General features: G+C 54.4%; 5 protein-coding genes. 3 read left to right on the forward strand and 2 right to left on the reverse strand.

Annotation, left to right across the window (positions count from 1 at the left end):
* Positions 1 to 75: 75 nt before the first annotated feature.
* The gene (gene gdhA, locus FDW94_RS14920) at positions 76 to 1,419 is read right to left on the reverse strand and encodes an NADP-specific glutamate dehydrogenase (RefSeq protein WP_003832501.1); all 1,344 of its coding nucleotides are present in this window, start codon (positions 1,417 to 1,419) and stop codon (positions 76 to 78) included.
* A gap of 237 nt (positions 1,420 to 1,656) precedes the next feature.
* Between gdhA and FDW94_RS14925 the strand changes: the two genes are divergently transcribed.
* Positions 1,657 to 1,932: a YnjH family protein gene (locus FDW94_RS14925; protein ID WP_003832503.1), complete on the forward strand. Its 276-nt coding sequence runs from the start codon at positions 1,657 to 1,659 to the stop codon at positions 1,930 to 1,932.
* Here FDW94_RS14925 and FDW94_RS14930 read toward each other — a convergent pair.
* Positions 1,892 to 2,305 (reverse strand): pyrimidine (deoxy)nucleoside triphosphate diphosphatase, encoded by a 414-nt coding sequence (locus FDW94_RS14930; RefSeq protein WP_137378021.1) that lies wholly within the window; start codon positions 2,303 to 2,305, stop codon positions 1,892 to 1,894. The genes FDW94_RS14925 and FDW94_RS14930 overlap by 41 nt on opposite strands.
* A 79-nt stretch (positions 2,306 to 2,384) precedes the next feature.
* Between FDW94_RS14930 and FDW94_RS14935 the strand changes: the two genes are divergently transcribed.
* Both FDW94_RS14935 and FDW94_RS14940 read left to right on the forward strand, forming a co-directional pair.
* Positions 2,385 to 2,954 carry a carboxymuconolactone decarboxylase family protein gene (locus FDW94_RS14935; RefSeq protein WP_020996450.1) on the forward strand — a complete coding sequence of 190 codons (570 nt, stop codon included), beginning with the start codon at positions 2,385 to 2,387 and terminating at the stop codon, positions 2,952 to 2,954.
* A complete protein-coding gene (locus FDW94_RS14940) occupies positions 2,947 to 3,570 on the forward strand; it encodes a CDP-alcohol phosphatidyltransferase family protein (RefSeq protein WP_008784544.1) in 624 nt (207 codons plus the stop codon). The genes FDW94_RS14935 and FDW94_RS14940 overlap by 8 nt, the downstream gene beginning before the upstream one ends.
* Positions 3,571 to 3,582 lie beyond the last annotated feature (12 nt).

Here is a 3,582-nt window from a genome sequence, read left to right on the forward strand (position 1 = left end):
ATAAGCATAGCGCATCAGGCTTAGCCGGATGCGGCACCCGAGCCTAATCCGGCCTACTGGCCTGCAGAGACAATATTAAATCACGCCCTGACCCAGCATCGCGTCGGCAACCTTCACGAAGCCCGCGATGTTGGCGCCACGTACGTAGTTGGTCTGCTTGCTTTCGCCGCCGTATTCAACGCAGGCATGGTGAATATCCAGCATGATGTGGTGCAGGCGCGCATCCACTTTCTCCGCTTTCCAGCCCAGACGAGCGGCGTTTTGCGCCATTTCCAGACCGGATGTCGCTACGCCACCGGCGTTGGCGGCTTTACCCGGTGCGAACAGTACGCCCGCCTCGAGGAACAGATCGGTGGCCTCGATAGTGGTCGGCATGTTTGCCCCTTCGGCGACTGCTTTCACGCCGTTGGCGATCAGTACGCGCGCTGCATCGACATCCAGTTCATTCTGAGTGGCGCACGGCAGGGCGATATCGACCGGAACCGACCACGGCTGTTTGCCTTCCAGATAGGTCAGGCCAAACTCACGGGCGTAATCCGCCACGCGACCGTCACGGCTGTCTTTGATCGCGCACAGACGCGCCAGCTTTTCTTTAGTAAATCCGCTTTCGTCGACCACGGTACCGCTGGAATCGGAGGCGGTAACTACTCGCGCGCCAAACTCCATGGCTTTCTCAATGGCGAATTGCGCCACGTTGCCGGAGCCAGAAACCGCCACGCGCATGCCTTCAAAGCCCAGACCATGGCGTTTGAGCATTGCTTCGGTGAAGTACACCAGACCGTAGCCGGTGGCTTCCGGGCGGATCAGGCTGCCGCCAAAAGAGAGACCTTTACCGGTAAAGACGCAGGCGCTGTTGTTGGACAGTTTTTTCATCATCCCGGCCATAAAGCCGACTTCACGACCACCCACGCCGATATCGCCCGCCGGGACGTCGGTATCAGGACCTAAATGGCGGAACAGTTCGGTCATCAGTGCCTGGCAGAAACGCATGATTTCGCCTTCGCTTTTACCTTTCGGATCGAAATCGCTCCCGCCTTTACCACCGCCCATTGGCAGCGTGGTGAGGGCGTTCTTAAAGGTCTGCTCGAAACCCAGGAATTTCAGGATCGACAGGTTCACGGAAGGGTGGAAACGCATACCGCCTTTGTACGGGCCAATGGCAGAGCTAAACTGTACGCGCCACGCGCGGTTGACCTGCACCTGATTGCGATCGTCCAGCCAAACTACGCGGAACTGGATCACGCGCTCCGGTTCAACCAGACGTTCCAGCAACGACATCTGACGATAACGCGGGTTCTGCTCAAGAAAGGGCCACAGCGTCGTCATTACCTCACGAACGGCTTGCGCGAACTCGGTTTGATTCGGGTCGCGCTTTTGCACATGGTTGAGAAATGACTCCAGAGAACATGTCTGATCCATAGATATAAGAACCTCTTATGTATTGATATGGTTATATTTTTGATATTTATGTTATGTGTTGTGCAGTTTTTGACTATACCATCAGCAGTGTGACGTGACGCAAGAAAAAATTAACCCCGCTAAGTAAATTAATATTGCGCCGTGGGTCATAACCAAAAACGATGATGGAAGGGACTAAAGTTTCTGCCGATCTATACCGTTATACTGAGCATAAATGTCAGTTAAAAAGGAAAGACAATGCGCCGTTTAATCATGGCAGGAGCGTTGGTACTGGTGTCCAGCGCGACGCTGGCAAATCAGCTTTATCGCCCGGATGTGCAGGTGAATGTACCGCCGGAAGTGTTCAGTTCCAGCGGTCAGCGGGCTCAGCCCTGTAGCCAGTGCTGTATTTATCAGGATCAAAACTACTCTGAAGGGGCGGTGATTAAAGCCGATGGCGTTCTGTTGCAGTGCCAGCGCGATGATAAAACGATCAGCACGAATCCGCTGGTCTGGCGGCGTGTAAAAGGATAAACGCCTCTAACAACGGGATATCGGCGGGTGCCAGCGGATAATACAGCGCCTCTTCGGGTGAGCACCAGACGATATCCTGATGTTCATGCGCTCTAAGTTCCCCTTGATACGAAGGCACATGCCATGCATGCAGGTGAATCAATCGGCCTGAAACCTCGCGTTGATGACTGGCAATGTAGCGCCCCACGACTGCCTCAATACCCAACTCTTCACGCAGTTCGCGGATCAGCGCCTCGGGCTGACTTTCTCCCGGCTCAACCTTACCGCCGGCAAACTCCCACATGCCTGACTGATCCGCATGCAGCGGACGCTGAGCCAGTAAAATTTTGCCATCACGTTCAATGATAGCGGCGACCACGTCGAGGGTTTTCATCATATTCATCAAGATCTAACAGCAGAAAATGACATACTATCGTTATCTTTGTTTTATCTAAAGTATTCAGGAGTCACCGTTGAACGAACCTCAGTCGTGGGTAAAGCCGTTAACGCGTATCCCTTCCAGTTTAAAACCGCTCGTTGCCACGCAGAAAAAACATTATGGCGATGTGCTGCATCCCACGCGCTGGTGGGGGCGGATGCCGTTTCTGTTCTGGCTGGTGGCGCTGTTTGTCGGGTTTCTGGAGCGTAAAAAGGCGCGCTTAACGCCGGTGATGCGTGCGCTGTTGATGACCCGCGTTTCTCAGGTCTGCCACTGCGCTTTCTGTGTTGATGCGAATAGTTTACGGCTGGCAGAACGCTGTGGCGCGCTGGATAAAGTCATGCAGGTTGCCACCTGGCAAGATTCGACGCTGTTTAGCGCTGAAGAACGCGTAGCGCTGGCCTATGCCGATGCGGTTACCGCAACGCCTCCACAGGTTGACGATGCGCTGAAAGTGCAGATGAAGCAGCATTTTACCGATGATGCCATTACGGAAATGACCGCGCTGATTGCGTTTCAAAATCTCTCGGCGCGTTTTAATGCCGCTCTCGATATTCCCTCGCAGGGACTGTGCGACAGTTTTAAAGGACGCCCGCATGCTTGACCGCCATCTTCATCCACGATTAAAACCGCTGTTGCATCGGTGCGTCGGTATTATCGATAAACCGGCGATTACCCCGGACGGACTTACGCTGGTCGGATTTGCCATTGGCGTGCTGGCGTTACCATTTCTGGCGTTAGGCTGGTATCTGGCGGCGCTGGTGGCCATTGTGCTCAATCGGTTGTTTGACGGACTGGATGGGGCGCTGGCACGGCGCAGAGGGCTCTCCGACGCGGGGGGATTTCTCGATATCTCGCTCGATTTTTTATTTTACGCCCTTGTGCCGTTTGGTTTTATTCTTGCCGCTCCGGCGCAGAATGCGCTGGCAGGCAGTTGGCTGTTGTTCGCGTTTATTGGCACCGGTAGCAGCTTTCTGGCCTTCGCCGCACTGGCAGCGAAACATCAGATCGATAACCCCGGTTACGCGCATAAATCGTTTTATTATCTTGGCGGGCTGACCGAAGGAACTGAGACAATTTTGCTGTTTGTGTTGGGGTGTCTGTTCCCGGACTATTTTGCCGTGCTGGCGTGGGTCTTTGGCGCGCTGTGCTGGATGACAACGTTCACCCGGATCTGGAGCGGATATCTGACGCTGAAAACCGTTCAGCGTCAGGCGTAAGGTAATGCGTTG

Source organism: Citrobacter sp. wls757, assembly GCF_005280935.1.
GTDB classification, from domain to species: domain Bacteria; phylum Pseudomonadota; class Gammaproteobacteria; order Enterobacterales; family Enterobacteriaceae; genus Citrobacter; species Citrobacter portucalensis.

Coding starts and splice junctions, on each gene's coding strand:
- gdhA (WP_003832501.1), bottom strand. CDS start 1,419: ATGGATCAGACATGTTCTCTGGAGTCATTTCTCAACCATGTGCAAAAG.
- FDW94_RS14925 (WP_003832503.1), top strand. CDS start 1,657: ATGCGCCGTTTAATCATGGCAGGAGCGTTGGTACTGGTGTCCAGCGCG.
- FDW94_RS14930 (WP_137378021.1), bottom strand. CDS start 2,305: ATGAAAACCCTCGACGTGGTCGCCGCTATCATTGAACGTGATGGCAAA.
- FDW94_RS14940 (WP_008784544.1), top strand. CDS start 2,947: ATGCTTGACCGCCATCTTCATCCACGATTAAAACCGCTGTTGCATCGG.